The sequence below is a fragment of the Streptomyces sp. NPDC050564 genome (genome assembly GCF_044457265.1).
Lineage (GTDB): Bacteria > Actinomycetota > Actinomycetes > Streptomycetales > Streptomycetaceae > Streptomyces.
The window spans coordinates 211,503-234,351 of record NZ_JBITGS010000001.1 but is presented as its reverse complement, the minus strand read 5'-3'; the positions used below and the strand labels follow the sequence as shown (position 1 = coordinate 234,351).

Genomic DNA, 22,849 nt, shown 5'->3' with positions numbered 1-22,849 from the left:
ACACCGGTCATATGAGGATCTCGGCGCGGGCGGATTACGCGGTACGGGCGGCATCGGAGCTCGCCGTACGGCAGGACGGCGGCCCGGTGAAGGCGGAGGTCATCGCTGCAGCTCAGGGCATTCCGCACCAGTTCCTGGAGGGCATCCTCGGCGATCTCCGGCGCGGCGGACCGTCACCGGCCGGCGCGGCGGCAGCGGCGGCGACCGGCTCGCGCACGCCGCCGAGGCGTCACCGTCGCCGACGCCATCCCTACGGTGGACGGCCCGATCGTCCCCCTGCGCGGCGAACGGCCCACCCAGCCGGCGCACACCGGCCCGCCGAACCGCTGCACCCCCCTGCGGGCCGCGGTCCGCGCCAACGTACGGAAGATCCTTGCGGGCGGTTCGCCGGCGGACATCGCGGAGGGGGCGCCGGTGGCGTGGGTGAACCCGTCGCCCCGCACGATCCCGCTGTGAACGATCCTCATCCCGCCCTCAGGCTGTCCTCAGTTTCGGCATCTAGCGTCACCTCCCGTTCATCCCTACCCAACCGGTAGGAAAGCCGGGCAACGACGGGACGGTCCTCCCCATGCGCACGCTGATACTGCTCGCCCTCGCGGGCCTCGGCGCCCAGTTGGTGGACGGCAGCCTCGGCATGGCATACGGCGTGACGTCGACCACGCTGCTGCTCGCCATGGGCACCAACCCGGCCGCCACCTCGGCCACGGTGCACCTCGCAGAGATCGGCACCACGCTGATGTCCGGCGCCTCGCACTGGCGGTTCGGGAACGTGGACTGGAAGGTCGTCGCCAAGATCGGCGTGCCGGGCGCGGTCGGCTCCTTCCTGGGCGCGACGGTCCTCTCGAAGCTCTCGAAGCTCTCGACGGAGGTCGCCGAGCCGGCCATGTCGCTGATCCTTCTCGGGCTCGGCCTGTACGTCATGTCGCGCTTCACCTTCCGCGGCATGACGAAGGGGCAGCTGGGCAAGCCCCTGCGCAAGCGGTTCCTGGCCTCGCTCGGCCTGGTGGCCGGCTTCCTCGATGCCACCGGCGGAGGCGGCTGGGGGCCGGTCGGCACCCCGGCGCTCCTGGCCAGCGGCCGGATGGAGCCGCGCAAGGTGATCGGCTCGGTCGACACCAGTGAGTTCCTGGTCGCCGTCGCCGCGATCCTCGGCTTCCTCTTCTCGCTCGGCTCGCAGGGCCTGAACTGGGGCTGGGTCCTCGCGTTCCTGCTGGGCGGCCTGGTCGCCGCGCCCGTCGCCGCCTGGCTGGTCCGCCTGGTCCCGCCGCGCGTACTGGGCTCGGCAGTCGGCGGCGTCATCATCGTCACCAACGTCCGTACGCTCCTGAAGAGCGACTGGCTCGGCGCGTCCGCGGGGCTCAGCACCCCGGTCTACGTCCTCCTGTACGCGCTGTGGGCCGCCGCCCTCACGTACTCGATCCGCGCCTACCGCAAGGAGCAGGCGGCGGAGGCGGAGGCAGCGGTCGAGGAGCGGCAGCCCGTGGCGGCGTAGGCGGTCTTCGCGCGCGGCCTGACGAGAAGGGTCGGGGCGGGGCGGCCCGCGTCGATGCGGGCCGCCCCTTTCTCCGTGGGGGGAGGGTCTGCTGGTCAGCTCTGTTCGACGCCGAGTGTGAGGGTGCCGGCGTAGCCGGAGGAGGCGGGGCTGCCCAGGGTCGTGAGGGTGAGGAGGCCGGAGGCGGCTCCTCCGTCGTCGAAGGTGGAGTCCTGGGCGAGGGTGGTGCGGGTGACGGTGTTGGTCGAGTACGGGGAGACCTTGGCGACGGCGGTCGTGACCGTCTCGCTGAAGAACAGCTGGCCCGTGTGGAGTTCCTGGCCGCCGGTGAACGAGCCGTCGGACGTCAGCGTGACCCCTGTGTGCACCTTGACGTGGATGTGCACGCAGCGGCCCCGGTACCAGCCGGGGTAGATCGTGGTGATGTTCGCGACGCCGCTGGAGTTCGTCAGCACGCCGCCGCGCAGGAAGGTGCCGTCGTCCGGTTCGGTGTGGCCGTTGTTGCCGACGAAGCCGGAGTACTCGCCGAGCGCGTCGCAGTGCCAGATCTCGACGAGGGCGTTGCCGAGCGGGGCGCAGGTGTCGTCGTCGACCACGGTGAGCGCCAGCTTGAGGGGGGCGATGGCCTTGCCTTCGGTGATGTCGGAGCGGACGAGTTGTCCGTCGAGGTAGTAGGGGCCTTCGGTCATCTCCTTGGTGAGGGTGCAGACAGCCGCCGCGGCGGCGGGGCTCGCGTCCGCCGCGGCGGCAGGGTGGGCCGGGCGACGAGCGTCATCGGGCCGTACTACGACCGCAGCGGGGTCGCCATGCTCAACAACGGCGGCACGCCGGTGCTCGAGTCGCACGGCAGCGTCATCGGCCCCGGCGGCCAGTCCATCATGGCCGACTCGGACGGAGACCTGATCGTCTACCACTACTACGACGGCAACGACAGCGGGACACCCAAGCTCGGCATCAACCTGCTGAACTGGAGCACCGGGTGGCCCGTCGCGTACTGAACCCTCCTAGGGCCCGTCTTTCGGGTCACGGCCGGCCGCGGGGCTCACCGGGCAGTGGTGAGGGGCCGTAGCCCGAAGCCGGCGTGCTCCGAAAGGCAGGCCCTACCCCGCCTGGCCGTACAGCATGGCGCCCACGGCCGGCCAGCCGGTGGGCTGCTGCGGCTGGGGCTGGGGTTCCGGCTGGGTGCGGCCCCGGACCTGGGCGGCGGTCAGGCCTCCGTGGGCTCCCTGCGAGGCGGCGTTCGTCATCCCGGGCATGGGAGCCTGGGCGACGGGCTGGAGACCTGGGGCCTGGGCCGCGGCGGGCATCGCCGGCGCGGGTGCCGAACCCGGGGCCAGGCCCGGCATCGCCCCGGGTGCCTGGGCCGCGGCCGGCGCCGGCCAGGCGGTGGGCTGCGGGGTGGCGGGCCCCGGAGCGGGGGACGGGAAGTTCGACACCGCCGCGGGCTGCTGCGGGGACGGGTAGTTCGACACGGCCGCCGGCTGTTGCGGGGCGGGGAAGTTCGACACCTGCGCGGCGGGCAGACTCGGCATCGGTCCGGGCTGTGCCGCCGCGGGCCCCGGCCACGCGTTCGCCTGCGCGGCCAGGCCCTGCATGCCCGCCCCGTTCGTGGCGCTGACCAGGCGGTCCACCGCCGCCGTACCCGAGCTGTAGCTGGTCCCTGTGCTCAGCTCGGGCACGGCGGCTCCCCTCCTGGTCCCGTAGAGCACCTGTTCCAGGCCGGACACCAGGCGACGCACGTCCACCTGGGGGCGCACCACGAGTCTCAGGAAGCGACTGGACGAACCGATCTTGTTGCCGCACTCGCGGACCAGGACCCGGTGCTCGGTCAGCAACCGGTCCCGGACCACGGTGCCTTCGGCGCCCACGGGGAGGCGCACGAAGAGGAAGTTGCCTTGCGAGGGGTAGACCGTCAGACCGGGCAGCTGGGAGAGCTGTTGAGCCATGTCGAGCCGGTCGCGGCGGACCATGTGCAGGCTCTGCGTGTACTCCTGACCGTGTTCCTTGAGCATGAACACCACGGTCTCGGCGAAGGAGTTGAGGTTCCACTTGGGCAGCATGGAGCGGACCCTGCCGGCGAGGGCCGGGTTGGCGACGAGGTAGCCGAAGCGAATGCCGTGCAGGCCGAAGTTCTTGCCGAGGCTGCGCAACACGATGACGTTGGGCCGCATCACCGCGTCCTCGACCACGCTCGGTTCGGACTCGGCGTCGGCGAACTCCAGGAACGACTCGTCGATGACGATCAGGTCCAGGTCCGCCATGGCGTCCATGAACTGGATGACCGACTGGCGGGGGAGGAAGCCGCCGTCGGGGTTGTTCGGATTGCAGATGACGGCGACACGCGTGCCGCGGGCGCGGATGAACTCGGCGTACTTGGCGAGGTCGAGCGCGAATCCGGTGGACTCCTGGAGCGGGAACATGTCGACCCGCTTGCCGGTCTCCATCGGCTGGTCGGTCCAGCGGCCGAAGGTGGGGACGGGTATCGCGAGGGACTCCCGGACCAGCAGGTGGTCGATCCAGGTGATCAGTTCGGTGGATCCGTTGCCCATCGCGACGCACTGCGGCGGGAGCTGGAGCAGCGAGCACAGCTCGCCGGTGATGGTGTCGGCGCTGCTCGGGTAGTACGTGATGATCTCGCGCAGGCGGCCCGCCAGCTCGTCGAACATCGCGGGCGTCGGAAAGTACGGATTGCACGGGATGCAGAAGTCCACCGGACCGGCCCCGTCACTCTCCCGCGTCAGTGCGGCCATGGACGGGCTGTGCGCCGCAGTGCCGCGAAAGAGCGAGGTGACATTGCCGGCCATGGAACCTCCGTATAGGGCGGGCCCGGTGGGGAGGACGGGCCCTCCGTCTGGGTGGCCCGTGCGGGGGAGCACGGGCCGCCCTGTCATACGGATACGGAGGTGGCGCTGTTCAACTCGTGTGAATTCAGTGTGGGTTCGCCACCCGGGGCAACCGGGGGTCCGGCAAGGCCGTCGAGGGCCTCAGGCGCTGAACGAGTGCACCGTCGTGCTGCGGTACGTCGCGCCGGGTCGCAGCACCGTCGTGGGGAACTTCGGCTGGTTCGGCGAGTCCGGGAAGTGCTGCGTCTCCAGGCACAGCGCGTCGCCCTGCCGGTAGATGTGGCCGCCGGTGCCGACGAGCGTGCCGTCGAGGAAGTTGCCGGAGTAGAACTGCAGGCCCGGCTGGTCGGTGGCGATCTTCAGGGTGCGGCCGGAGGACGGGTCGCGCAGGGTGGCGATGTGCTCGGGCTTCGCCGTGATGCCCTTGTCGAGCACCCAGTTGTGGTCGATGCCCTTGCCGTACAGCAGCTGCTGGTTGGCGACCCGGATGTCGGCGCCGACCGTCTTGGTGCGGCGGAAGTCGAAGGGCGTGCCCGCGACCTTGGCCAGCTCACCGGTGGGGATCAGTCCCGAGTCGACGGGCGTGTAGCGGGAGGCGGCGATCTTCAGCTCGTGGTCGTAGATCGAGCCGCTGCCCTCGCCCGCCAGGTTCCAGTAGACGTGGCTGGTGAGGTTGACGACGGTGGCCTTGTCGGTGGTGGCCTCGTAGTCGATGCGCCAGTCGCCGTGCCGGGTGAGGGTGTACGTGACCTTCGCCTTGAGCGTGCCCGGGTAGCCCATCTCGCCGTCGACGCTGGTGTAGTGCAGCACGAGGCCGACGTCGGAGCCGGAGGTGAAGCCCTCCACGTCCCAGACGTGCTTGTCGAAGCCCTGGGTACCGCCGTGCAGGCTGTTCGCGCCGTCGTTGACGGACAACTGGTAGCTCTTGCCATCGAGGGTGAACTGCCCCTTGGCGATGCGGTTGCCGTACCGGCCGATCAGCGCGCCGAAGTAAGGGGTCTTCGCGACGTAGTCCTCGATGTTGTCGAAGCCCAGAGAGACGTTCTTGTAGCGGCCGTGCCGGTCCGGGATCTCCAGGGACTGGACGACGCCGCCCCAGGACAGGACCTTCAGGCGCGTGCCGCCGTTCTCCAGCGACCAGCGGTAGACCTTCGTCCCGTCGGCGAGCTTGCCGAAGAGCTCCTTCACCGGCTTCCTGCCTCCCGTGGCGTGTGCCGTTCCCCCGAGCGTGGTCGCGGCGATGCCCGCGGCCGCGGCCCCTGCGATGACCGTGCGTCTGTTCAGTTCCATTTGCGGCTCCCGTAAAGGGTGGGGCCCCGCCTTGGCGGCGGGGCCCAGCTGACTTACGAACCGGACTTGCGCTTGTTCCACACGTCGAAGCCGACCGCCGCCAACAGGGCCAGGCCCTTGATGACCTGCTGCCAGTCGGTGCCGACGCTGAGGAGGTTCATGCCGTTGTTGAGCACACCGAGGACGAGACCACCGATGATCGCGCCGAGGACGGTACCGACGCCGCCGCTCATGGACGCGCCACCGATGAACGACGAGGCGATCGCCTCGAGTTCGAAGTTGAGGCCCGCCTTCGGCGAGGCCGCGTTGAGGCGGGCGGCGACCACCAGACCCGCCAGGGCCGCGAGCACGCCCATGTTCAGGAAGACATAGAAGGTGACCTTCTTGTCCTTGATGCCGGACAGCTTCGCCGCCGGCAGGTTGCCGCCGATCGCGTAGATGTGGCGGCCGAAGACGGCGTTGCGCATGACGTAGCCGTAACCGACCACCAGGACGCCGAGGATGATCAGCACGGTCGGCGCGCCCTTGTAGCTGGCGAGCAGCATCGTGACGACGAGGATCGCGGCGACGATGGCGACGAGCTTGAGCAGGAAGATGTTCCTCGGCAGCACGACCAGCGAGAACTCCTGCTGGCGCTTCCGGTCGCGGATCTCCTGGAGGACCGCGAAGACGATCAGCGCGAGGCCGAGGAGCAGCGTGATGTTGTGGTAGTTGGTGTTCGGGCCGACCGCCGGCAGGAAGCCGTTGCCCATCTTCTGCAGCCCGTCCGGGAACGGGCCGAGGGTCTGGCCCTTCAGCAGGATCTCCGTCAGGCCGCGGAAGAGCAGCATGCCGGCGAGGGTGACGATGAAGGACGGTATGCCGAGATAGGCGATCAGGAATCCCTGCAAGGAGCCCGCCACCGCGCCCACCAGCAGGCACAGGACCAGTGCGACAGGCCACGCAATACTGTGCTGAACCATCAGCACGGCAGCGAACGCGCCCACGAACGCGGTCAGTGAACCGACCGACAGGTCGATGTGACCCGCGATGATCACCAGCATCATGCCGATCGCGAGGATCAGGATGTAGCTGTTCTGCAGCACCAGGTTGGAGACGTTGCGCGGCAGCAGCAGGTCGCCGTGGGTCCAGACCGCGAAGAGGGCGACGATCAGGCCGAGCGCGATCAGCATGCCGTACTGGCGCATGTTGCGGCGCAGGCCGTCCAGCATCAGCTGCAGCAGGCCGCCGCCGGCGGCCGAGCTCCCGCTCTTCCCGGGCGGCGCCGGGGCCGGGGTCTTGGCGGTTACGTCCGTGCTCATCGGGATACCTCTTTGTCCTTCGTCATCTGGCGCATCAGCACTTCCTGCGTGGCCTCGGCCCGCGGGACCTCGCCCGTGAGCCGCCCGGCGGCCATGGTGTAGATGCGGTCGCACATGCCGAGCAGTTCGGGCAGCTCGGAGGAGATGAAGACGACCGCCTTGCCCTCGGCGGCCAGCTGGTCGATGACCGTGTAGATCTCGTACTTGGCGCCGACGTCGATGCCGCGGGTGGGCTCGTCCAGGATCAGCACCTCCGGCCCCGCGAAGATCCACTTGCTGAGCACGACCTTCTGCTGGTTGCCGCCGGACAGCTTGCCCACCGGCTCGAAGACGGTCGGCGCCTTGATGTTCATGGACTTGCGGAAGCGCTCGGCGACCTGCCGCTCCTCGTGCTCGTCGACCACACCGCGCTTGGCCACCTTGTTCAGGGCGGTCAGCGAGATATTGCGGTTGATGGTGTCGATGAGGTTGAGGCCGTAGTGCTTGCGGTCCTCCGTGACGTACGCGATGCCGTGCCCGACCGCCTCGGCGACGGACTTCGTACGGATCTCCGTGCCGTCCTTGAGGACCGTGCCGCCCGCGTACCGGCCGTAGGTGCGCCCGAAGACGCTCATCGCCAGCTCGGTGCGGCCGGCGCCCATGAGCCCCGCGATGCCGACGATCTCCCCGCGCCGCACGCTGATCGACACGTCGTCGACCACCTTGCGCTGCTGGTCGATCGGGTGGTGGACCGTCCAGTTGCGGATCTCCAGGGCCGGGGCCGCGCCCACCTCTCCCTCGTACGCGGTGCGTTCGGGGAAGCGATGGTCGAGGTCACGGCCGACCATGCCGGAGATGATCCGGTCCTCGGTGGTCTCCGGCGCCTTCACGTCGAGGGTCTCGATGGACCGCCCGTCGCGCAGGATGGTCACCGAGTCGGCGACCCTGCGGATCTCGTTCAGCTTGTGGGAGATGATGATCGAGGTGATGCCCTGCTTCTTCAACTCCAGGATGAGATCAAGGAGTTTGCCGCTGTCCTCGTCGTTCAGGGCCGCGGTCGGCTCATCCAGGATGAGCAGCTTCACCTTCTTCGACAGCGCCTTCGCGATCTCCACGAGCTGCTGCTTGCCCACGCCGATGTCGGCGACACGGGTCTCGGGGTGATCGTCCAGACCGACCCGGCGCAGCAGCTCGGTGGCGTGCCGCAGGGTCTCGTTCCAGTTGATGAGCCCGCCCTTGGCGTGCTCGTTGCCGAGGAAGATGTTCTCCGCGAGGGAGAGGTACGGCACCAGCGCCAGCTCCTGGTGGATGATGACGATGCCGTGGTGCTCGCTCGCCCGGATGTCCTTGAAGCTGCAGACCTCCGACTCGAAGAGGATCTCACCCTCGTAACTGCCGTGCGGATGGACGCCGGAGAGCACCTTCATCAAGGTGGACTTCCCGGCGCCGTTCTCACCGCAGATGGCGTGGACCTCGCCCTGGCGGACGGTCAGTGTGACGTCCGACAGCGCCTTGACGCCGGGAAAGGTCTTGACGATCGAGCGCATTTCCAGGACGGGTCCCGCCATGGTCGTGCCTTCCAATCACTAGGAGCCGGCGGTTACTTGAGGTCGGACTCGGTGTAGTAGCCGCCGTCGACCAGCACCTGCTTGTAGTTGGTCTTGTCGACGCTCACCGGCTGCAGCAGGTAGGCGGGGACGACCTTGGCGCCGTTGTCGTACGTCTTGGTGTCGTTGGTCTGCGGCTTCTTGCCGTTGAGGACGTCGTCGACCATGGTCGAGGCGACCTTGGCCAGCTCACGGGTGTCCTTGTAGACGGTCTGCGTCTGCTCGCCCGCGATGATCGACTTCACCGAGGCCAGCTCGGCGTCCTGGCCGGTGACGACGGGCAGCGGCTTGTCCTTGGAGCCGTAGTCGTCCGACTTCAGCGCCGACAGGATGCCGATGGAGATGCCGTCGTACGGCGAGAGGACCGCGTTGACCTTCTTGCTCTGGTACGACTTGGTGAGGATGTCGTCCATGCGCTTCTGCGCGGTGGCGCCGTCCCAGCGCAGGGTGGTGACCTGGGTCAGACCGGTCTGGCCGGACTGGACGACCAGCTTCTTGCTGTCGATGTACGGCTGCAGGACGCTCATGGCGCCGTTGAAGAAGTACTTGGTGTTGTTGTCGTCGTTGGAGCCGGCGAACAGCTCGATGTTGAACGGGCCCTTGCCGCTCTTCAGGCCGAGCTTGTCGACGATGTAGTTGGCCTGCAGCTCGCCGACCTTGGTGTTGTCGAAGGACGCGTAGTAGTCGACGTTCTTGGTGCCGAGGATCAGCCGGTCGTAGGCGATGACCGGGATGTTGGCGTCGGCGGCCTGCTGGAGGACGTTGTTCAGCGACTTGTTGTCGATCGCGGCGACGATGATGGCCTTCACGCCCTGCGTGATCAGGTTCTCGATCTGCGAGACCTGCTGGTCCGGGTCGTCCTCGCCGTAGACCAGCTTGGTCTTGTAGCCCTTGGACTCCAGGTTCTTGACCACGTTCTTGCCGTCGGCGATCCACCGCTCGGAGGACTTGGTCGGCATCGCGATGCCGATGGTGCCGCCCTTGCTGCTGCCCTTGTCCTCCTTGCTGCCGCCCTCGCTGTTCTGGCCGCAGGCGGTGAGGGTCAGGGCGAGGGAGGCGGCTCCGGCTATGGCGGCGAGGGCTGCTCTGCGGTTGCGCATGGTCATCAGTCCTTGTTCGTCTCGTCGTTGAGAGGGGTCACAGCGGTGGAAAAGCGGTGGAGCGGGCCGGGCAGCCGGGAGCCGAGCGGCGCCATGTCGCCGTCCGCGCCGTGCCGGGCGAGCAGGTCGAGAGCGAGCCGGCCGCGCCGCACCCGCTCCCGGGCGGTGTCCAGGGTCAGGTCCCGCATATGGGTGCCGTAGGGGTAGATCCCGGGCGCCTTGGACAGACCGAACTTCAGATAGAGCGGTGCGCCGCGCCGGATCAGCTCGGCGACCTCGTACATCCGCACGTACCCGCCGAGGTCGTCGGGGGCCTCGATGTACATGTCCATGGGGGCGGCGGAGACCCGCCGTATCTCGGTGAGGTGATCGAGCGTCAGATCGCTCGGTACGTTGACCGAGTCGGCGCCGAGGTTCTCGTACACGGCGTACGAGGCCGGGTTGACCGGGCCGATCAGCGCCGAGACCTTCAGGGTCGTGTCGGCCGGGATGATCCCGGCGACACGGGCCCGGTGCAGCGTCCACAGCACTCCCTCGTCGGCGACGAGCAGGCACTTGACGCCCAACTCCGTTGCCCGGACGGCGTCTTCGACGCAGCCGGCGACCGCGTCGTGGCCCCGGGCGCGCAGCCCGGCGCCGCGCGAGTCGGTGCGTACGGAGGCGCCGATGTCCCAGGTGCCGCGCGGTCCGGTGAAGAGGCAGAGCTCTATGTCGCGCTCACCGGTGGCCTCGACCATCTCGGTGATCTCGGCGTCGGTCAGCATCCAGACACCGCTGCCCTGGCTGATCCGATGGATCGGCACATCGAGCCGGGAGGACTCCTTGAGGACCACGGCAACGGCCTCGGGGCCCTCGACGGACGGAACCTCGGTGCGCCAGCGGCCGCCTCCCGGGAAGGCGTGCGGCGAGGCGTCGGCGGGGGAGAGGTCGGGCGCGCCCAGGCCGAGCGCGGCGAGCGCCTGCTCACCGGGTCGACGGGCTGCCGTTAGGGAGGCGTCGGTCACAAGCTGTCCTTCGCGTTCGATATTTCGGACATGGTTCGTGTCGGTGGGTGTACGCCGGTACGGAGTGTCAGGTGTCTCCGTACCGGCGTACGGATCAGGGGCGCGGAAGAACCTGGCTCATGGACGGCTCATGGACGCAGAAGGACCTTTCCGACCTTGGGATCCCCGGATCCCACCAGCTCGATGGCCTGGGGGAACTCGGCGAGTGGCAGCTCGTGCGTGACCAGCGGCGACGGGTTCAGCAGCCCCGCGCCGAACACCCGCACCGTGTGCGCCCAGGCCTCCGGCGGCGCCCCGAACACGGTGTGCACCTCCAGCTGCCGTACGACGAGATCGGTGGGGTCCAGTCCCTCGGCGCCGGGCGCCGGGATTCCCGTCAGGACCAGGCGTCCGCCGCGCCTGAGCAGGGAGGCGGCGGTGCGCGCGGCGGACTCGGACCCGGCGGTCTCGATGACGACGTCGAAGTCGTCGGGGAGTTCTTGGTCCCTGGTACGGAAGTCGGTGGCGCCGAAGTCCCTGGAGAGCATGTCGCGATCGGGCCTGGTGCCCACCACGAGCAGCTCGGCCGGGGAGCCCGCCTTCAGGAACTGCACGGCGAACATGCCGAGCGTCCCCGTCCCCACCACCGCGACCCGCTCACCGGGCCTGGCGTTCGCCTTGAGCGCGGCGGCCGCGATGCAGGCGGCAGGCTCCAGCAGGGCGGCGGCCGTCAGGTCGGCGTCGTCCGGCAGGACATGGAGCAGCCGAGCCGGGAGGGTGAGCGTGGTGGCCATCGCGCCCGGCTGGGTGAAGCCGGTCTCCTCGTACCCCGCCGTGCACAGCGTGGTCTCGCCCGCGTGGCAGCGGTCGCAGACCTGGCAGTTGCGGAAGCCCTCACCGACGACCTTGCGGCCGACCAGGGACTCCGGCACTCCCGCGCCGACCCTCTCCACCGTCCCGGACCACTCGTGGCCGGGCGTGAGCGGGTAGCGCACGTATCCTTCGGGCCGGTTGCCCTGATAGACCTCGCGGTCGCTGCCGCAGATGCCGACGGCGTGGACGCGGACGAGTGCCTCGCCGGCCTCCGGCTCCCGGGGCTCGTGAGCGGTCAGCCGGTGCTCGCCCGGCGCCTCGATGACGACCGCGGTGCTCACTGCGTCCCTTTCGGCTTGCGCTGCTCCCAGCCGTCCGCCCAGAGATCGAACCGGGCCTGCTGCTGCGGGAATTCGGCCGCCGCGTCGACGTCCAGCTCGACGCCGAGACCGGGCTCGTGCGACAGCTGGAAGTAGCCGTCGACGACCTGCGGCGCGCCCTTCACGACCTTCTTGATCTCCGCGTCCGCGAAGTCGTTGAAGTGCTCCAGGATCTTGAAGTTCGGCGAGGTGAAGCCGACCTGGAGGGAGGCGGCGGTCAGGACGGGCCCGCCGACGTTGTGCGGGGCGACGAGCACGTAGTGCGTCTCGGCGGTGGCGGCCAGCTTCCGCGTCTCCCAGATGCCGCCGATGTGACCGACGTCGGGCTGGATGATGTCGACGGTCTGGGCCTCGAACAGCTCGCGGAACTCGATGCGGTCGTGGATGCGCTCACCGGTGGCGACCGGGATGTCGACCTTGGCGGCGACCTTCTCCAGGGCCTTGAGGTTCTCCGGCGGAACCGGCTCCTCCAGCCAGGCGGGCTTGAAGGGCGCGAGCTCGCGGGCGAGCCGGATGGCGGTGGCCGGGGAGAAGCGGCCGTGCATCTCGAGCATCAGCTCGGCCTCGGGCCCGATGGCGTCGCGCACGGCTTCGATGAGTGAGACGGCGTACAGGCTCTGCTCGTGGTCGAGCTCGAAGTGACCGGTCCCGAAGGGGTCGATCTTGAGGGCCTTGTACCCGCGGGCGACGACCTCCTGGGCGGCCTTGTGGTAAGCCTCGGGAGACCTCTCCGTGGTGTACCACCCATTGGCATACGCCTTGACCTTGTCGGTGACCTTGCCGCCGAGCAGCTGCCACACCGGTACTCCGAGGGCCTTGCCCTTGATGTCCCAGCAGGCCATCTCGATGACGGCGATGCCGGACATCACGATCTCACCGGCGCGCCCGTAGTCGCCGTACTTCATACGTCGTACGAGGTCCTCGACAGCGAACGGGTCGGAGCCGAGAATGTGATTGGCCTCCGCCTCCCGCAGATAGCCGATCAGTGCGTCGGTGTGGCCCAGCATGCGGGTCTCGCCGACTCCGGTGATGCCCTCGTCGGTGTGCACCTGGACGTATGTCAGGTTGCGCCAGGGCGTCCCGACCACGTGTGTGCTGATTCCCGTGATGCGCACGGCAGTTGCCCCCTGTGCTCTTCGGCTCTGTTCGAAATTTCGTCACACGTTCGAAATGCTGGCGTGACAGTAAGGACGTGGCCCCGGGGGTGTCAATGGGTCGAACGCATAACGGTTTCGACGCGATGGGATCGGGATGGCGGGGAATGTTCGGGGGTGTCTCAACTCGGCACGCCGGAACGGTCAGTTCCGCACACAACATTCACAGCTGTGCCTATGAACGTTACCCTTCAGGAACTTAGTCTTCCCGCGTCATGGACTACTGCCACCCGTGCCGACGGCACCTCAACGGCGCCCTTGCCTGCCCGGGGTGCGGCACCCCCGTCGAAGAGCTCCACGCGCATGCGGAGGAGCTCGACGCGCGCCCGGAGGCGGGCGCGGACGCGGCCGACGCCGACGCGTACTACGACGAGGACGACGACGCGGACGCGCGGCCCGGGCGGGCCGCGCGGCGGCGGGACCGGGGCCGGGGGCGCGGACGCGGGCGGGCCGCCGAGGTCGCTGGTGGCCCGGAGGGTCCGGATGCCCCCGGTGGTGCGAGCCGACGTGACCGCAAGGCCGCGGCGCACCGTCGGCGGCGGCGCCGGACCTTGCTCATCGCGGCGGGGTTCGTGATCGCCGCGGGTGGGCTCAGCCTCGCCGAACTGGGCATCGACGCGCCCGGGTTGAGCCCGAAGCCGGCGGCGGCCGGGGGCGAGTCGGCCGACGGCTCGACGTCCTCGGACGCCAAGGAGACGGCGCAGCCGCTGGGTGACACGTCAGGGGCGGGCGGCGCCTCGCCGACCGGCTCGTCCGACGCTTCCGCGTCGCCCTCCGACTCCGGGTCCCCGTCCGCGTCCGCCTCCGGCAAGGACAAGAAGCCCCAGGACGAAGAGTCCGCGGCCACCGGCACGACCCCGGGCCGCCCGACCTCGGCCCCCACCCACACCGCGGCCCCCGCGACGACCGCACCCGCCACATCCGTTCCGACGACGTCCGCGCCGACCCCGGCTCCCGCCCCGTCGGAGACGTGCAACCGGTTCTTGTGGTGGTGCACGTAGGGGTGCTTTTCGCCCCCGCCGCCCCCGCCCGTCCCGTGCGGGTTTGCTGCACAGTTCCCCGCGCCCCTTTTCAGGGGCGCGGGGAACTGCGCGAACGGGGTCCGGGGCGGAGCCCCGGGTCGGGGCGGGCAGGGGTGGAGGGGGCGAGAAAACTACGCCGTCAGCATCCGTCGCAGTAGATCCCGCAGCGTCAGCCGCTCCTCCTCGGACAGCCCCGCGAGCGGCTCCCGCGCGAAGTTGAGGGAGTCGCGCAGCCCTCGGGCGACCTTTCGGCCCTCGGCCGTCGCGGCGGCGAGCTTGACACGCCGGTCCGCCGGATCCGGGCGCCGCTCGACCAGGCCCCGCGCCTCCAGCCGGTCCACGATCCCCGTGACATTGGACGGCTCGCACTTCAGCTGCTGCGCCAGCCGCCGCATCGGCAGCGACTCGAGCGACAGCAGGCCCAGCAGCCGCGCCTGCGCACCGGTCAGCGCGTGCTCGGCCGCCGCGTCCTCGTACTCCTCGTGGTAGCGGGCCACGACCGTGCCGATCAGTTCGACGACCTCCACGGTCAGGGGGTCGATTCGGGGTGTCTTCTGCGTGGCCATGGACTCCAGGGTACCCGGTTACTTGACATCATGAAATATTCAGGAGCATTGTTGTTTCAGGTACTGAAGTATTAGCCCTCGCGGAGCCGCATCCAGGAACCCGCGGGAACCCGCACGAAACCGCAGAAAACAGGAAAGGCGCACCCTCATGACCGACACCCCCCAGCTCCCCGCCGTCAGCCGCGAATGGCACCTGGCCGCCCGCCCGGTCGGCTGGCCCAAGCCGGAGGACTTCGCTCTGGTCGAGGCCGAGGTCCGGCAGCCGGGGGAGGGCGAGGTCCTGGTGCGGAACGAGTACGTGTCCGTGGACCCGTACATGCGCGGCCGCATGAGCGCCGCCAAGTCGTACGTCGCCCCCTACGAGCTGGGCAAGGCCATGCAGGGCGGCGCGGTCGGTGAGGTCGTCGCCTCGAACGCCGAGGGGATCGAGGTCGGTGACCACATCCTGCACTTCCTCGGCTGGCGCGAGTACGCCGTCGTCGACGCCAAGCAGGCCGTCAAGGTGGACCCGGACGCCGCGCCGCTGTCGACGTACCTCGGCGTCCTCGGGATGACCGGGCTCACCGCGTACGCGGGCCTCCTGCGCACTGCGTCCTTCAAGGAGGGCGACTCCGTCTTCGTGTCCGGCGCCGCCGGTGCCGTCGGCAGCCAGGTCGGGCAGATCGCCAAGCTCAAGGGTGCCTCGCGCGTCATCGGCTCCGCCGGCTCGGACGAGAAGGTCAAGCTGCTCGTCGAGGAGTACGGTTTCGACGCCGCCTTCAACTACAAGAACGGTCCGGTCGGCGAGCAGCTGCGGGAGGCCGCCCCCGACGGCGTCGACGTCTACTTCGACAACGTGGGCGGTGACCACCTGGAGGCCGCCATCGGCTCGCTGAACCGGGACGGCCGCATCGCCGTCTGCGGCATGATCTCCGTCTACAACAGCACCGAGCCGGTCCCCGGCCCGAAGAACCTGGCCCGGCTGATCCAGACCCGCGGCCGCATCGAGGGTTTCCTGGTCGGCGACCACTACGACCTGCAGCAGCAGTTCGTCCAGGAGGTCGGCGGCTGGGTCCGCTCCGGCGAGCTCAAGTACAGCGAGACGGTCGTCGAGGGCATCGAGAACAACCTGGAGGCGTTCTTCGGCGTTCTGCGCGGCGACAACGTCGGAAAGATGATCGTCAAGCTCTGAGCCCACGGCGACCGCCGGAGGGCCTGTCGCTGGACTTCCGGCATACGGTAACTTCTTTCCGAAGTCGTCGCGATCGTGGGCGCGAGTCGCGACGGACCAAGGAGGAACGCACCGTATGTCCATCCAGCAGACCGACGTCCTGTACACCGCCGTCGCCACCGCCGAGAACGGTCGCGACGGCCGGGTCGCCACCGACGACGGCAAGCTCGACGTCGTCGTGAACCCGCCCAAGGAGATGGGCGGCAGCGGCGCGGGCACCAACCCGGAGCAGCTCTTCGCCGCCGGCTACAGCGCCTGCTTCCAGGGCGCCCTCGGTGTCGTCGCCCGTCAGGAGAACGCCGACATCTCCGGCTCGACCGTCACCGCGAAGGTCGGCATCGGCAAGAACGAGGACGGATTCGGGATCATCGTCGAGATCTCCGCCGACATCCCGAACGTCGATGCCGCCACCGCCCGCGCTCTCGTCGAGAAGGCCCACCAGGTGTGCCCGTACTCGAAGGCGACTCGCGGCAACATCACCGTGACGCTTGCCTGACGGCATTCGTTGCTCATGGCGGAGGCCGCACCCTAGGACGTGGGGTGCGGCCTCTGCTGTGTCACCGGGATCAGGACACCGTCAGCAATGCCCTCCCCACCTGCGGGAATTCCCCCTTCGGATGGTCACGGAAGAGCGGCTCGGTGCCGAACAGCACCGCGTCCGGTCCACTGACCACCGACGCCCGGCCTCCCGCCGCCGTGGGCCCGCCGGTCCCGTCGTCCAGCGGCCGCCAGTGCCCGGCGACAAGCGGATCACCCGTCGCGTACGACTGCTCGACACGGACCCCGGGCCCCAGATCGGTGAACCAGACAGGGGCGTACACGAAGCTGTGATCGGGCGCGCCCGCCGTGACCGGGCCGCCCGAATTCACCACTCTCACCACGCCGTTGGCATCCCCGTTGCCCTCGACCGGCCGCACGGCGAGCAGTCCGGCGGCGGCGTTGAGCGCGGCGCCCGTGGCTCCGCGGCCGACGAGACCGTGCGTGCCCAGGAAGGCGTCCAGGGCCGTCCGCGCCGACGCGGTCAGGGCCGAGTGGTCCAGTCCCGACGATACGAACAGCACATCCGCCGAGGACCAGTCGAAGCCGGCGTTGAGGATCGCCGTGGACACCGGGACCACGTCGAAGTTCATCTCCCGGAGGGCGAAGAGCTCACCGGCGGTGACGGCGGCGGCGACGCGGGTGGGGTGCAGGAGGGTGCCGCCGGTCGTTCTCGTCGCGTCGAAGACGACGTCGTACGCGCGAGCGAGGGCATCGGCCTTCGTACGGGCCGACGACGGCACGAGCGCACTGCCGTCGGCGCTCCGGCGTACGGAAACGCCCTGTCGGAGAAGGGAGTTGAGCGCCGCGATCTCCTGCGGGGTGTCGAGCCGCAGACGGAGGTCGCCGAGCGGAGCGACGTGTCCGACGTGCGCGGCGGCGCCGACCGCGCGCAGCGGGACGGCGGACAGACTTCCGCTGTGCACGCGCTCGACCGTCGCGCCCCACAGGCGGCCCAGGCTCCAGCCCGAGATGTCGTACATCGTCGACACCTTGTCGCTGATGTCCCGGCCGTCCGCGAGCATCACATTGGCGAGACCGCGTTTGGGCTGGTGCAGGTCGACGACGTACGAGCCCTTGGCGTACGACCGTCCCGCGAGGCGGAAGTCACGGGTCGCGCGCGAGACCCGTACGTCATTGGCGAGGAGGTGGTCGACGAGGCGGGCGGCGGCCGTGGCCGAGCGCTGTGCGGGGCCGGCCGGAAGGACGTACGCGCGCGGGAAGTCGGTCGTGTAGACGTCCTCGGGGCCGATGCCCGGGACGCCCGGGACCGTTGCGGCGGAGACCGGCACCTGGGCGGCGCCCGTCGCTCCGCGTCGGAATTCCTCGATCTGGTCGGCGATCAGCGAAGTCCGGTGGGACTGGGCGAAGTCGAGGGTCGCGCGCATGGCCGCGCCCGCGACGTCGACGTTGATGGCCGAGCGGCGCCTGAGCTCGTCCACCGGCAGGGTGTCGTACGCCGAGTTGTTCACCGGCAGCGGGATCTCGACGGTGTGCGCGGCGACCGTGCCGTGGAACGCCGCGTACTGGGGTGTGAAGATCGGCGGCCAGTCGTCCCAGCCCTCCTGCTGATCGCGGAAGGGGATCTGGGCCGGTTCCACGCCGTCCTTGGCGGGGGTGTAGCCGAGGTCGTTGACGGCGGCCTCCATGCCAAGGGCGTTGGCGTAGGTGTTCTTGAGGAAGAGGTCGTACTCGTAGTTCTCGCCGTGCGGCGGGGTGGTCGGTTCGATGAGGGTGCCGTTGACGTAGCCGTGCAGGTCGAGCATGACGGCCGGCTGCTTGTCGATCTCGATCTGCCGCATCGCGCGCGCCTCGGGCTGCGAGGCGGTGATGAAGTCGCGGTTCAGGTCGAAGCCGTTGGCGTTGGCGCGGGTGCCCGCGATACGGCCGTCCGGGTTCGCGGTGATGTTGAAGTAGAGGCGGCTGTGAGCGAGGAGATCGGTGGTCTTCGCGTCGTGCGCGGTCGCGAGCCGCTGGATCAGCTCGAGCGCGGCGTCCGTGCCCTCCCACTCGTTGCCGTGGATGTTGTTGTTGAAGAAGACGGGAGTTTTGTAGGTCTTCTTGACGGCCGGGTCCTTGGCGGCCACCTGGGGCGCGTTCTCGATGAGCTCGCGCATACGTTCCTGGTCGCGGGTCTCGTCGGCGCTCTCCGGGGCGGTGACGGTGACGAGGTAGAGCCGGTGGCCGCCGGCCGAGCGGCCCGCGACCTCGACGCTGACACGGTCGCCGAGCCGCTGCAGGGCGTTGAGCTTCGGGGCGATGCCGTGGTACGGGGTCAGGCCCAGCTTGATGGACTTGTCGGCGGGGTTCTCCGGGTCCGGGGTGAGGACCTGCTCGCGGGGGTAGCCGCCGGTGCCGACGCTTGCGGACAGGTCGGTGACGGGGGCGGTGAGGGCGTTGCGGGCGGCGCTCGCGGGGGCCCCGGCGGCGCCGTTCGCCGGAGCGGATCCCTCGCGGACCGGCGGTTTGCGGTCCGCCGTGGCGCTGGGCGGGACGAACAGGAGCGAGCCGGCGGCGGTGACGGTGACGGTGGCGATCAGGACGGGTCTGCGAAGACGCATCGGAAGGGGCTTCGGCAGGCGCACGCGTCGTACCTCCTGAGGGGGGTCCTGTGAGCGGTACGGCGAGGTGTACCTGTTCGACTCTTGCGCAACAAGGGGGCGTTGCCGTCACGGCGATGGTCACGGATGCCCCGGATGGCGCATCCCCGCAGGGCCGGAAGGGGCATGCTGGGTGCGGGCGCCGGCGCGAGGCAGGGCCGGGCCGCAGGTTCGGCCGAGCGGTTGCAGCGCGTGGCGAGGAGGGCCCATGTCCCCGGTTCCGTCGATCCCGTTGATCCCGTCGCTCCCCAGCAGGGAGGACGTGGTGCGCATGGCGCGCAACACGACCGACATCACCGGCCAACTGCTCGACACGGCGGGGAACATCACCAGAATCGCCGTCAACACGTTCGATCCCCGGGACGGGTCGGGGGCGGAGGTGCTGCGCGTCCTGCGCGAGACGACGGCCGAGCTGGCCGAGGCGAGCGCGTCCCCGCAGGCACAGGAGGCGTTCTACCGGATCGTGGACACGCTGACGCGGCTGGGTACGAGTGGGGCGCCGCTGGCGGTGCATCCCGTGAGCGAACCGGCGCAGGCATTGCTCGCCGCGCTGGGCGACAGTCTGCTGCCCATCCTCGACGCGGTGGAACCCGCCGTGGAAGAGGCGGCCGTCGCGCTGGGGGAGCTGGTGGAGGCGACCTCGCCGCTGCTGCCCGCGGCGGCGGGGGTCGCGGCGGGGGCGCTGCTCGCGCTGACTCCGGTGGTACGGGCCGCCGCGGACGTCCTGCGGAGTTCGTCGCCAGAACTCCGGCGCATCGCCGACGCGTTGACCGCCGCGCTGGCTCCCTTGCTGCCGTTGCAGGTGGCGCTGGCGGAGCGGGCGGCCGCGGCGGGGGCGGGGGTCGTGCGGGCCGGGCTGCCTCCCCTCGCCGATCTCACGGAGGCGGCGGCCGCCGCGATGACGGCGGCTCGCCCGCTCCTCATCGCGAGCGAGGAGCTCCTTGTCTCCGGCCTCGAACAACTCCAGCCGGTCCTCCTCGCCGGCGCCTCCCGCGCGGGGCGCGTCGCCCGGGCGGCGGCCGTCCGTGTCTCGGCAGCGGTGTCGCCCGCGGCGGAACGGGGCGTGGTGGTCGCGGTCACACCCGTGTAGTCCGCCCCTCCGCCCCTGCCCATTCCCGCCCCTTCAGGGGCTGCGCCCCTGAAGGGGCGGCGGGGAACTGCGCGACAAGCCCCCACCCACCCGCAGCCGAAGGCCGCTACGGGACGGGGCAGGGCGGAGGGGGCGAAAAACCCGCCCACCCGCACCCCCACCGACCGCCCGCTAAAGTTCCCCCCATGCGCGATCTTGGGGTGGGATTCAGCTACTTGGTGCAGGGCCAGCGATGGGTGTCCCGGCACGGGAAGCAGTACGAGTTCGGACTGGTCCCGGGGCTCATCACCCTCGTGCTGTACGCCGCGGCGCTCGTCACCCTCGCCGTGTACGGCGAGGCCTTCGTCACCTGGGCCACCCCCTTCGCGGACGACTGGACCAGCCCCTGGGCTGGCCTCTTCCGCGGCTTCCTCACCGTCGTACTTTTCGCCCTCGCCCTCCTCCTGGCCGTCCTCACCTTCACCGCGGTCACCCTCCTCATAGGGCAGCCCTTCTACGAGAAGCTCTCCGAGAAGGTCGACCGCGACGTCTCCCCGGACGGCACGGCACCCGAGTCGGGCCTCCCGCTCTGGCGGGAGCTGTGGCTCTCGGCGCGGGACAGCCTCCGTATCGTCGCAAGGGCGGCCCTGTGGGGAGTGCTCCTCTTCGGCCTCGGCTTCGTCCCGTTCGTCGGCCAGACGATCGTCCCGGTGATCGGCTTCTTCGTCACCGGGTTCTTCCTCACCGAGGAGCTCACCGCCGTGGCCCTCCAGCGCCGCGGTGTCGACCTCCGTGCCCGCCTCTCACTGCTCCGCTCCCGCAAGATGCTCGTCTGGGGCTTCGGCACCCCCCTGGGCCTTGCTTTCCTGGTTCCGTTCGTCGCGGTGTTCCTGATGCCCGGTGCCGTCGCGGGCGCCACCCTCATGGCCCGCGATCTGCGGGGCGAGGAGACGCAGACGACCGAGGACGACCCTGAAACCGCAGATGCCCCCGAGGAGGGAGCCACCCCGTGACCGAGATACTCGCCGTCGCCGTCATCACGGTCCTGGCCGTCATCGCCCCCGGCGCCGACTTCGCCATGGTCGTCCGCAACAGCTACCTCTACGGCCGGCGGACGGGGCTGTTCGCCGCCACGGGCGTCGCCGCCGGCGTCCTGGTGCACGTGACGTACACGATGCTCGGCGTCGGACTCCTGATCGCGTCCTCGACCGCGCTGTTCACCGTGATCAAGCTGATCGGCGCGGCGTACCTCGTCTACATCGGCGTACGGACCTTCCGTGCGCGCGGAGACGTCGAGGTGGACCTGGCCGGCAAGACGGCCCTGACCCCGTTCGCCGCCCTGCGGACCGGCTTCCTCACCAACGTCCTCAACCCCAAGACGACCCTCTTCGTCGTCTCGACCTTCGCCCAGGTGGTCAGCCCCGGCACCCCGGTCTACCAGCAGGTGGGCTACGGGCTGTTCATGTCCTTCGCCCACCTGCTGTGGTTCGGCGTCGTCGCGGTCTTCTTCTCGCACGACCGGATGCGCACGCTGATGCTGCGCGGCCAGAAGGTCCTGAACAAGGTCATCGGATCGGTCCTGGCCGGGCTCGGCATCAGCCTCGCGTTCGCTCCGTCGCACTAGCCGGAGCCGGAGCCGGAGCCGGAGCGGGCGCCGAAGCGGTGGCAGTCGCGTCCACCGCCACCGTCAGGATCGCCCGTACCTGAGCGATGATGTCCAGCCGGTTCCGCACGAACTCCGGATCGGTGATCGTCCCGGTCGCCGGGTCCGTGTTGCCCGTGCCGAACTGCAGCACCGGCGTGTGCACATGCCCTCCGGGGAGTGTGGAGTGCAGCCCGAGGCGGTCGCGGAGCAGCGTCGCGCGGTAGGCGATCTCGTTGGAGAGGTAGTTGCCGCCGCCCCCGGCGCGGGCCGTGGAACCCGGGGTCGGGCCGTCGGGGCGTACGACCGGATCCGTCCGGCCCGCCGGGATCTCGGTCACCGGTGTGTTGTCGTACACCGGGAAGCGGCCGGTGTCCGCGGCGACGATGTCCTGGTACGGGAGTGTCGTCGACGTCCACTGCGGCTGCGAGGCCGGGTCGGTGACCGGGACCGTCTCGGTCACCGAGAGGTTCAGATTGTCCGGGTAGCCGCCCCGCCAGGCCCCGTTGGTCCGCTCCACGTCGAAGCGGCCGACGCGGCCCTGGCTGACCGTGGTGAACAGGTCCACGTGCGGCAGATACGGCCGCAGCGTGCGCTCCACCGTGCCCCCGGTGAAGTCCTGCCAGCGGACCGGGAACATGGCCGTCTCGACGCGCGCCGGACCGTCCGCCGTCTGGATCGTCGTGCCGTCGAGGGCGAGCGCGGTGGCCCCGGAGGGATTGGAGATCCGGATGTCGCGGTCCAGCGTGAACGGGTCGAAACCGGTGACCAGAATCCGCTTCACACCCTTGGCGTGCGGGTAACGGATGGCATTCTGGCCACGCGAGTTCCGTTCCAACGCGTCCAGAAGTTCGGTGCGTTGGGTTGCGGAAAGGCCGAATTCCGGCTCCCACCGACGTACTTCACGCGACATGCCGAGCCGCGCCCAGTACAGCGGCCGGTCGTCGTCCCGGCTCAGGTCACCGCCCGCCGGACCCCGGCCCTGCGCCCGGTCGACGGCCCGCCGCCACAGTCGCGCGCCCTGCTGTACGACGACATGCCGGGCCTGCTCGTAGGAGTCCGCCCTGCCCAGCGCCCGCGCGAACGTCGGTGCCACGGTGTCGAATCCGGAACGCCGCAGGATCTCCTGGGGTGCCGTCCCGTCGAGCCGTTGTTCCTCGACGGTGGAGGTGTCGGCGGCCGACGCGCTGGGCGTGGCCGTCAGACCCGCGAGCAGGGCCAGTCCGAGTACGCCGATCCGAACGCGTAGGTGAGTCAAGGG

Annotated in this window: 19 protein-coding genes and 2 pseudogenes; 9 read left to right on the top strand and 12 right to left on the bottom strand. The window is 69.9% G+C overall.

Annotation, left to right across the window (positions count from 1 at the left end):
• Positions 1-11: 11 nt before the first annotated feature.
• Positions 12-456 (top strand): annotated as a pseudogene (locus tag ACIBK0_RS01090) (Rrf2 family transcriptional regulator).
• Between the two features lie 112 nt (positions 457-568).
• The gene (locus ACIBK0_RS01085; RefSeq protein WP_399074242.1) at positions 569-1,492 is read left to right on the top strand and encodes a sulfite exporter TauE/SafE family protein; all 924 of its coding nucleotides are present in this window, start codon (positions 569-571) and stop codon (positions 1,490-1,492) included.
• A 95-nt stretch (positions 1,493-1,587) separates the two neighbouring features.
• Here ACIBK0_RS01085 and ACIBK0_RS01080 read toward each other — a convergent pair whose 3' ends face one another.
• The gene (locus ACIBK0_RS01080; RefSeq protein ID WP_399074240.1) at positions 1,588-2,337 is read right to left on the bottom strand and encodes an intradiol ring-cleavage dioxygenase; all 750 of its coding nucleotides are present in this window, start codon (positions 2,335-2,337) and stop codon (positions 1,588-1,590) included.
• Here ACIBK0_RS01080 and ACIBK0_RS01075 point away from each other — a divergent pair.
• Positions 2,242-2,490 (top strand): annotated as a pseudogene (locus ACIBK0_RS01075) (family 43 glycosylhydrolase); the annotation flags it as partial. The gene ACIBK0_RS01080 and the pseudogene ACIBK0_RS01075 sit on opposite strands and share 96 nt — an antisense overlap.
• Before the next feature lie 102 nt (positions 2,491-2,592).
• Here ACIBK0_RS01075 and ACIBK0_RS01070 read toward each other — a convergent pair.
• The 8 genes from ACIBK0_RS01070 to ACIBK0_RS01035 form a co-directional block, all read right to left on the bottom strand.
• Entirely contained in the window at positions 2,593-4,296 is a 1,704-nt protein-coding gene (locus ACIBK0_RS01070) for an aminotransferase class I/II-fold pyridoxal phosphate-dependent enzyme (RefSeq protein WP_399074238.1), read from the bottom strand.
• Between the two features lie 180 nt (positions 4,297-4,476).
• Entirely contained in the window at positions 4,477-5,625 is a 1,149-nt protein-coding gene (locus ACIBK0_RS01065) for an aldose epimerase family protein (RefSeq protein WP_399074236.1), read from the bottom strand.
• A 53-nt stretch (positions 5,626-5,678) separates the two neighbouring features.
• Positions 5,679-6,926, bottom strand: coding sequence for a multiple monosaccharide ABC transporter permease (gene mmsB / locus ACIBK0_RS01060; protein WP_399074234.1), 1,248 nt, complete (start codon positions 6,924-6,926; stop codon positions 5,679-5,681).
• On the bottom strand, positions 6,923-8,473 hold the full coding sequence (mmsA, locus tag ACIBK0_RS01055; protein WP_399074232.1) for a multiple monosaccharide ABC transporter ATP-binding protein: 1,551 nt from the start codon (positions 8,471-8,473) through the stop codon (positions 6,923-6,925). Before mmsA ends, mmsB begins: the two co-directional genes overlap by 4 nt.
• 32 nt (positions 8,474-8,505) lie before the next feature.
• The gene (chvE, locus tag ACIBK0_RS01050; RefSeq protein WP_399074231.1) at positions 8,506-9,612 is read right to left on the bottom strand and encodes a multiple monosaccharide ABC transporter substrate-binding protein; all 1,107 of its coding nucleotides are present in this window, start codon (positions 9,610-9,612) and stop codon (positions 8,506-8,508) included.
• Positions 9,613-9,617: 5 nt separating this feature from the next.
• Positions 9,618-10,616: a hypothetical protein gene (locus ACIBK0_RS01045; RefSeq protein WP_399074229.1), complete on the bottom strand. Its 999-nt coding sequence runs from the start codon at positions 10,614-10,616 to the stop codon at positions 9,618-9,620.
• Between the two features lie 128 nt (positions 10,617-10,744).
• Positions 10,745-11,749 (bottom strand): zinc-binding dehydrogenase, encoded by a 1,005-nt coding sequence (locus ACIBK0_RS01040; protein ID WP_399074227.1) that lies wholly within the window; start codon positions 11,747-11,749, stop codon positions 10,745-10,747.
• On the bottom strand, positions 11,746-12,903 hold the full coding sequence (locus ACIBK0_RS01035; protein WP_399074225.1) for a mandelate racemase/muconate lactonizing enzyme family protein: 1,158 nt from the start codon (positions 12,901-12,903) through the stop codon (positions 11,746-11,748). The genes ACIBK0_RS01040 and ACIBK0_RS01035 overlap by 4 nt, the downstream gene beginning before the upstream one ends.
• Before the next feature lie 254 nt (positions 12,904-13,157).
• Between ACIBK0_RS01035 and ACIBK0_RS01030 the strand changes: the two genes are divergently transcribed.
• Positions 13,158-13,943, top strand: coding sequence for a hypothetical protein (locus ACIBK0_RS01030; protein WP_399074223.1), 786 nt, complete (start codon positions 13,158-13,160; stop codon positions 13,941-13,943).
• Between the two features lie 152 nt (positions 13,944-14,095).
• Here the strand turns inward: ACIBK0_RS01030 and ACIBK0_RS01025 are convergent, their stop codons facing one another.
• Complete coding sequence (locus tag ACIBK0_RS01025) at positions 14,096-14,530, bottom strand: MarR family winged helix-turn-helix transcriptional regulator (protein WP_399074221.1); 435 nt, start codon at positions 14,528-14,530, stop codon at positions 14,096-14,098.
• 148 nt (positions 14,531-14,678) lie between these two features.
• On the opposite strand from ACIBK0_RS01025, the gene ACIBK0_RS01020 reads away from it, so the two are divergent.
• Both ACIBK0_RS01020 and ACIBK0_RS01015 read left to right on the top strand, forming a co-directional pair.
• Positions 14,679-15,701 (top strand): NADP-dependent oxidoreductase, encoded by a 1,023-nt coding sequence (locus ACIBK0_RS01020; protein ID WP_399074219.1) that lies wholly within the window; start codon positions 14,679-14,681, stop codon positions 15,699-15,701.
• Between the two features lie 115 nt (positions 15,702-15,816).
• Complete coding sequence (locus tag ACIBK0_RS01015) at positions 15,817-16,236, top strand: organic hydroperoxide resistance protein (protein ID WP_399074217.1); 420 nt, start codon at positions 15,817-15,819, stop codon at positions 16,234-16,236.
• Positions 16,237-16,306: 70 nt separating this feature from the next.
• Here the strand turns inward: ACIBK0_RS01015 and ACIBK0_RS01010 are convergent, their stop codons facing one another.
• Positions 16,307-18,838: a M14 family zinc carboxypeptidase gene (locus ACIBK0_RS01010; RefSeq protein WP_399074215.1), complete on the bottom strand. Its 2,532-nt coding sequence runs from the start codon at positions 18,836-18,838 to the stop codon at positions 16,307-16,309.
• Positions 18,839-19,148: 310 nt separating this feature from the next.
• On the opposite strand from ACIBK0_RS01010, the gene ACIBK0_RS01005 reads away from it, so the two are divergent.
• From ACIBK0_RS01005 to ACIBK0_RS00995, 3 genes are all read left to right on the top strand, one after another.
• Positions 19,149-19,967, top strand: a complete 819-nt coding sequence (locus ACIBK0_RS01005; RefSeq protein ID WP_399075092.1) for a hypothetical protein — start codon at positions 19,149-19,151, stop codon at positions 19,965-19,967.
• A gap of 185 nt (positions 19,968-20,152) precedes the next feature.
• A complete protein-coding gene (locus ACIBK0_RS01000; protein ID WP_399074213.1) occupies positions 20,153-20,959 on the top strand; it encodes an EI24 domain-containing protein in 807 nt (268 codons plus the stop codon).
• On the top strand, positions 20,956-21,570 hold the full coding sequence (locus ACIBK0_RS00995) for a LysE family translocator (protein WP_399074211.1): 615 nt from the start codon (positions 20,956-20,958) through the stop codon (positions 21,568-21,570). The genes ACIBK0_RS01000 and ACIBK0_RS00995 overlap by 4 nt, the downstream gene beginning before the upstream one ends.
• Here ACIBK0_RS00995 and ACIBK0_RS00990 read toward each other — a convergent pair.
• A complete protein-coding gene (locus ACIBK0_RS00990; RefSeq protein ID WP_399074209.1) occupies positions 21,542-22,846 on the bottom strand; it encodes a pyroglutamyl peptidase in 1,305 nt (434 codons plus the stop codon). The two genes, ACIBK0_RS00995 and ACIBK0_RS00990, sit on opposite strands and share 29 nt — an antisense overlap.
• Positions 22,847-22,849 lie beyond the last annotated feature (3 nt).